The 6,000-nt window shown below is 54.8% G+C and carries 5 protein-coding genes and 1 pseudogene; 3 read left to right on the top strand and 3 right to left on the bottom strand.

What is annotated here, in order from left to right; translation table 11 throughout:
- Positions 1-632: pseudogene (locus H8K27_RS09880) on the top strand (transcriptional regulator); the annotation flags it as partial.
- 92 nt (positions 633-724) lie between these two features.
- Positions 725-1,279: a YggT family protein gene (locus H8K27_RS09875; RefSeq protein WP_186862998.1), complete on the top strand. Its 555-nt coding sequence runs from the start codon at positions 725-727 to the stop codon at positions 1,277-1,279.
- A gap of 22 nt (positions 1,280-1,301) precedes the next feature.
- On the opposite strand, the gene H8K27_RS09870 is transcribed toward H8K27_RS09875, so the two are convergent.
- Positions 1,302-2,312, bottom strand: coding sequence for a LacI family DNA-binding transcriptional regulator (locus H8K27_RS09870; RefSeq protein WP_186862997.1), 1,011 nt, complete (start codon positions 2,310-2,312; stop codon positions 1,302-1,304).
- Between the two features lie 87 nt (positions 2,313-2,399).
- Between H8K27_RS09870 and H8K27_RS09865 the strand changes: the two genes are divergently transcribed.
- Positions 2,400-3,677 carry an amidohydrolase family protein gene (locus H8K27_RS09865; RefSeq protein ID WP_186862996.1) on the top strand — a complete coding sequence of 426 codons (1,278 nt, stop codon included), beginning with the start codon at positions 2,400-2,402 and terminating at the stop codon, positions 3,675-3,677.
- A gap of 68 nt (positions 3,678-3,745) precedes the next feature.
- On the opposite strand, the gene hemL is transcribed toward H8K27_RS09865, so the two are convergent.
- Complete coding sequence (gene hemL / locus H8K27_RS09860) at positions 3,746-5,026, bottom strand: glutamate-1-semialdehyde 2,1-aminomutase (protein WP_186862995.1); 1,281 nt, start codon at positions 5,024-5,026, stop codon at positions 3,746-3,748.
- A gap of 39 nt (positions 5,027-5,065) precedes the next feature.
- Positions 5,066-5,884, bottom strand: coding sequence for a bifunctional hydroxymethylpyrimidine kinase/phosphomethylpyrimidine kinase (gene thiD / locus H8K27_RS09855; protein WP_186862994.1), 819 nt, complete (start codon positions 5,882-5,884; stop codon positions 5,066-5,068).
- Between the last annotated feature and the right edge of the window lie 116 nt (positions 5,885-6,000).

Genomic DNA, 6,000 nt, shown 5'->3' with positions numbered 1-6,000 from the left:
CTGTAGCGAAAGCCGCAGCGAAACCAGCAGCTAAAAAAGCGGCAGCAAAACCTGCAGCAAAAGCAGCCGCTAAGCCAGCAGCAAAGAAAGCAGTAGCGAAAGCCGCAGCGAAACCAGCAGCTAAAAAAGCGGCAGCAAAACCTGCAGCAAAAGCAGCCGCTAAGCCAGCAGCAAAGAAAGCAGTAGCGAAAGCCGCAGCGAAACCAGCAGCTAAAAAAGCCGCAGCAAAACCTGCAGCAAAGGCAGCCGCTAAGCCAGCAGCAAAGAAAGCAGTAGCGAAAGTCGCAGCGAAACCAGCAGCGAAAAAAGCGGCAGCGAAACCGGTAGCGAAGGCAGCAGCGAAACCTGCAGCAAAGGCAGCCGCCAAGCCAGCAGCAAAAAAAGCGGTAGCGAAAGTCGCAGCGAAGCCAGCAGCGAAAAAAGCGGCAGCGAAACCCGCAGCGAAAGCAGCAACCAAAGTCGCAGCGAAGCCAGCAGCTAAAAAACCGGCAGTGAAAGCGGCAGCAAAGCCAGTAGCGAAAAAGGCGGCGGTAAAAAAAGCGGCACCGGCTAAACCAGCGACACCTGACGCAAAAACTGTCGTCAGCCCAAATGCCGCATGGCCATTTCCAACAGGTAATCGTCCGGCTTAATCTCTGGCGAACTTGGTTGCCTGATCTTATTCAGGCACAATACCCACTGTGTGATACATCGCCAGTGGGTATTTTTTTGAAGGAAACAATTCGTGCTACACGGAATTTTTACATTCATTATCGACATCGTGACGGGTTTTTTCGCCGGTTTCCTGTTATTGCGCTTCTGGATGCAGGTGCAACGGGTTCGTCCTCCTTCCTCTCTGGCGCAGGCGATTTTTCAGATTACAGACTGGATTGTGCATCCGATACGCCGCATTATCCCCGGGTTCAGGGGATATGACTGGGCGACGTTGACGGCCGTGTTCCTGACGGCGCTGGTGCCGGTGCTGCTGGATTTCTGGCTGCTGTCCCAGGTATCACCGGGAATAATTCTGATTCTGACCGTTTTCCGGGTGGCGCAGTGGGCGCTGTATGGCTTGATGGCTCTGCTGTTGATTGAGGCGGTATTCAGCTGGATTAATCCGCATGCACCTCTGGCACCGTTTGTGCGTGCGTTGAACGAGCCTTTGCTAGCGCCTTTCAGGCGACTGCTGCCGTCTTTGGGCGGCCTGGATTTTTCGCCATTGCTGGTTTTGATCATACTGCAGGTTCTGAGCAAGGTACTGAATGAAGCCTTGCCCCGCTTGCTGACGACGACTTACTGAGCCGGACAGAACCCAGCACATATTAGTCCCTGTGTCCCGGTGCTGCTGTGGATTGACGGATGACCAGGCGTGACTGCAGCATTTCACGCCGCAAGGGGGCGTCGGGATGCTGTATCCGGTCAACCAGTGTTTTGGCGGTCAGCTCACCAATGGCATGTTTTGGCTGGGCAATCGTTGTTAAGGGAGGCGTGCTGAACGATGCCAGCGCAATGTCGTCATAGCCGACCACGGACAATTGCTGCGGGATTCTGACGCCTGCTGCGTTGGCTGCACAAATACCGCCGATGGCCATCAGGTCATTGCTGACAAAAATAGCGGTAGGGCGTTCCGGTAATGCGAGCAATTCCTGAAACGCATTGAAACCGCCCTGACTGGTAAAGTCGCTGTGCACCAGATATTTGTCCCGGAATTCCAGTCCGGCTTCTTTGAGTGCACGCAGATAGCCGGTCACGCGTCCTCCGCTGGGCAAGAGCGTATCTGGCCCTGCGACGCATGCGATCCTCCGGTGTCCGAGGCTGATCAGATAACTGGTGGCATCGTAGCCGCCCTGTACGTGGTCAGCTTCAATGAAATCAGCAGAAACGCCGGACACCTCCCGGTCCACCAGCACTTTCGGAATGCCTTCATCAGCCAGTAGCTGGCTCAGTTCTTCGTCCGAACCTGACGAAACCAGGATCAGGCCATCGATTCTTTTTTCCATCAGAACCCGGATATAGGCTGCCTGTTTTTTGGGATTGTCATCGGAATTGCAGAGGATGATGTTATAGCCGAGTTTAAACGAAGCATCTTCAATCCCCTGAATCACTTCGGCAAAATAAGGGTTGGAATTATTCGGGATCATCATACCCAGTGTGTGGGTCCGGTCATTTTTCAGACTGCGCGCAACTGCGCTTGGGATGTAGCGCAACTCCTGAATGACGGACAGCACACGTTCCCGCGCATCTTCGCTGACGACCCGGGTATTGTTGATGACGTGGGAAACGGTGGTGGTTGAGACGCGGGCTTTTTCCGCGACCTGCTTCATTGTTGCCATAAAAATTCCTGCATGTCGATCCTGTGATTATGACGCAGGATAAAGGAAACGGTTAAAATTTTTACCAACATACCGACAGGAGCCGCTATGCAGGATTTGTTGATTCGTAATGCCAGTTTGCCCGATGGGCGTCGCGGAATGGACATTCTGATCCGGTCAGGATTGATTGAAGCCATCGATACCGGATTGTCCGGCATCAGGCCAGGAATCAGGGAGCTGGATGCGGCGGGTGATCTGGTGTGTCCGCCGTTTGTCGATGCACATTTTCATATGGATGCGGTGCTGTCCTACGGTTTGCCGAGGGTGAATCAAAGCGGTACCTTGTTAGAGGGAATCGCGCTTTGGGGGGAGCTGAAGCCGCAATTGACGCAGGAAGCGTTGATCGCACGTGCAATGCAATATTGTGATTGGGCGGTTGCAAAGGGCTTGCTGGCCATCCGTTCTCATGTCGATATTTGCGATGATCGTCTGCTGGCAGTCGAGGCATTACTGGAAGTGCGCCGCCGGGTGGCACCGTATCTGGATTTGCAGCTGGTCGCATTTCCTCAGGACGGATTGTTGCGCAGCCCGGGCGCTTTTAACAATCTGAAACGTGCGGTTGCGATGGGTGTCGACGTTGTGGGCGGCATTCCGCATTTTGAGCGCACGATGGCAGACGGCGCGGAATCGATACGTCTGTTATGCGAGTTTGCCGCAGAGCAGGGATTGCGCATCGATATGCATTGTGATGAATCTGACGATCCTATGTCGCGTCATATTGAGACTCTGGTATTCCAAACCCAGAGGCTGGGCTTACAGGGCAGGGTGGCAGGGTCGCATCTGACTTCCATGCATTCCATGGATAATTACTATGTCAGCAAACTGTTGCCATTGATGCGCGAGGCTGGGGTGGCGGCGATCGCCAATCCTCTCATTAATATTACGCTTCAGGGGCGGCATGATACTTACCCGAAACGACGCGGTATGACGCGGGTGCCCGAGATGCTGGCGATGGGTATTGATGTCGCATTCGGGCATGATTGTGTCATGGACCCCTGGTACAGTCTTGGTTCCGGCGATATGCTGGAAGTCGCGCACATGGGGCTGCATGTTGCCCAGATGACCGGACAGCAGGCGATGCATCAGTGTTTTGAGGCGGTGACTACTATTCCTGCCCGTATCATGGGCTTGCCGGGCTATGGACTGACAGTGGGCAGTCATGCCGATCTGGTGATGCTGGATGCGCCTGACTGTATTGATGCATTGCGCTTGCGCCCTGTGCGCCGATACGTTATCCGGCGCGGCAAAATTATCAGTGAAACTCCCAGGATGGAAGCGCGACTGGATTTGCCGGGACGCGGCAATTTTGTAAATTTCAGGAGATGAGGCAGATATTGCGGGCGATCCGGTTATTTCGTCTGACGACCGGATCGCCTGATTGGGCATAAAAGATTTTAAAGACGTGCGAATGCCTGTTTTGCCGCTTCAATCGTGGCGTCAATGATTTGCCCATCGTGCTGAATAGAAACAAAGCCAGCCTCAAATGCAGACGGTGCGAGATACACGCCGGTGTCCAGCATCAGATGGAAGAAACGGTTGAATTTTTCTTTGTCGCTGGCCATGACTGCCGCATAGGAATCGGGAATCTGCGAGGCAAAATAAAGGCCGAACATGCCGCCGACGGCATCCGCGCAGAATGGATGTCCGGCAGCCTGCCCTGCTGCGGTCAGGCGTTCTGCCAGCTCACGGGTCTGCGCGGTCAGTGTGCTGTAAAAACCTTCGCGCTGAATAATTTTCAGCGTCGTCAGTCCGGCAGCAACGGCAACCGGATTACCTGACAGCGTTCCCGCCTGATACACACCGCCCAATGGCGCCATATGTTTCATCAGATCAGCACGACCGCCGAATGCAGCAACCGGCAGGCCACCCCCGATGACTTTGCCCAGGCACACCAGATCGGCCTGAATGTCGTATAAAGCCTGTGCGCCATGCAGACCCACCCGGAAGCCGCACATCACCTCATCGAAAATCAGGACGCTGCCATACTGTGAGCATAAACGGCGCATGGTTTGCAGAAATTCCGGTGTGGCGCGGACCAGATTCATGTTGCCGGCGACGGGCTCCACAATCACGCAGGCGATCTGATCACCGACAGTACGGAACACTTCTTCGAGTTGCTGGCTGTTGTTGTAGTCGAGAACCAGCGTGTGTTTGCTGAAATCTTCCGGCACACCGGCAGAAGTCGGGTTACCGAAAGTCAGCAAACCACTGCCTGCTTTAACCAGCAATGAATCCGCATGACCGTGGTAGCAGCCTTCAAATTTAATGATTTTGTCGCGCCGGGTGGCGCCGCGGGCCAGACGCAGTGCGCTCATGGTCGCTTCCGTACCGCTGGAAACCAGGCGCAGCTGCTCTACGCCGGGCACCAGCTTGCAGATTTCCTCGGCCATCAGAATTTCACCCTCTGTCGGCGCGCCAAAACTCAGGCCGCGTGCCGCAGCTTCCTGCACTGCGCTGACGACTTCCGGATGTGCGTGCCCCACAATGGCAGGGCCCCACGAACCGATATAGTCAATGTAGCGACGGTCGTCGGCATCCCAGAAATAAGGACCTTCCGCACGGGTGATGAAACGGGGTGTTCCTCCTACGGAGCGAAATGCCCGTACAGGAGAATTGACCCCTCCGGGAGTGGATAACTGGGCGCGTGCAAATAAGGTTTCGTTATGATTCGTCATGATATGGATTCAGATAAAAATCGAGGGGTGGCGGCAGGCTTATTGTGCCGGTTCTCTGGCCCAGAAATAGCGGTCTGGTACAAGTTTCCCCATGCCGAACTGCTGCGCATGCTGAACAGCCGCCAGCGTGAATTCCTGGGCTTCCAGTACCGCCTCCGGTACCGGAATGCCGGTCGCCAGCAGGGCTGTCAGCGCAGCAGACAAGGTGGTCCCGGCGCCCATGTAGGAACCGGGAGAGCGCTGCCAGACATCCCGCCTGACCATGCCCGATTCATTGAACAGCATATTGGCAATTTCTCCGGCCTGACACGGGGTGCCGGTCACAAGCACATATTCACAGCCGGAATCAATGAGCGTCATGGCATCGGCTGTCAGATCATCAGATTCGCCCTGCTCTTTCCAGGTTTCAGCCAGCCGTGATAATTCGATCGCGGAAATGACGAGCAGCATTGCCTGCGGTATCAGCAATTCACGAATCGACAGGGACAGATCCTCGGTATCGGCAATGTGTTCCGCCACGGCAGCATTAAACGGATCGAGTATCAGCGGCATGTCTGGGTAGTCTGAGACGATTTCGGCAATGGCCGTAACGTTTTCGACGCTGCCTACCAGTCCGACTTTGATGGCAATCACAGGCATGTCTTCCAGCACGGTTCTTGCCTGTTCGTCGACCAGATCGGCATCCAGCGCATGAATGCTGTCAACCTGACCGGTATCGCCGGTGAGTATCGCTGTCGTGACCGGGAGTCCGTGACAGCCCATTGCGGCAAATGATGCGGTGTCCGCATATAAGCCTGTGGCAGCCACCGGATCGGCAGCCCCAAAACTGAGGATAAGTGGGGAAATTTGGTTTTGCACGGTGGGTAGATTAATATAGCCGGCTTTGCCGGACTTTTTTTCGTCCGAAGTATGGAAGTGACAATCTCTTTGTCATTTTTGTGCGGTATGTTCGTATTTTACTTGATTGAAGGGTT

The sequence above is a fragment of the Cognatundibacterium griseum genome, from assembly GCF_014284195.1.
Taxonomy (GTDB): Bacteria; Pseudomonadota; Gammaproteobacteria; order Burkholderiales; family Burkholderiaceae_D; genus Undibacterium; species Undibacterium griseum.
This window is presented reverse-complemented; position numbering and strand designations above follow the sequence as displayed.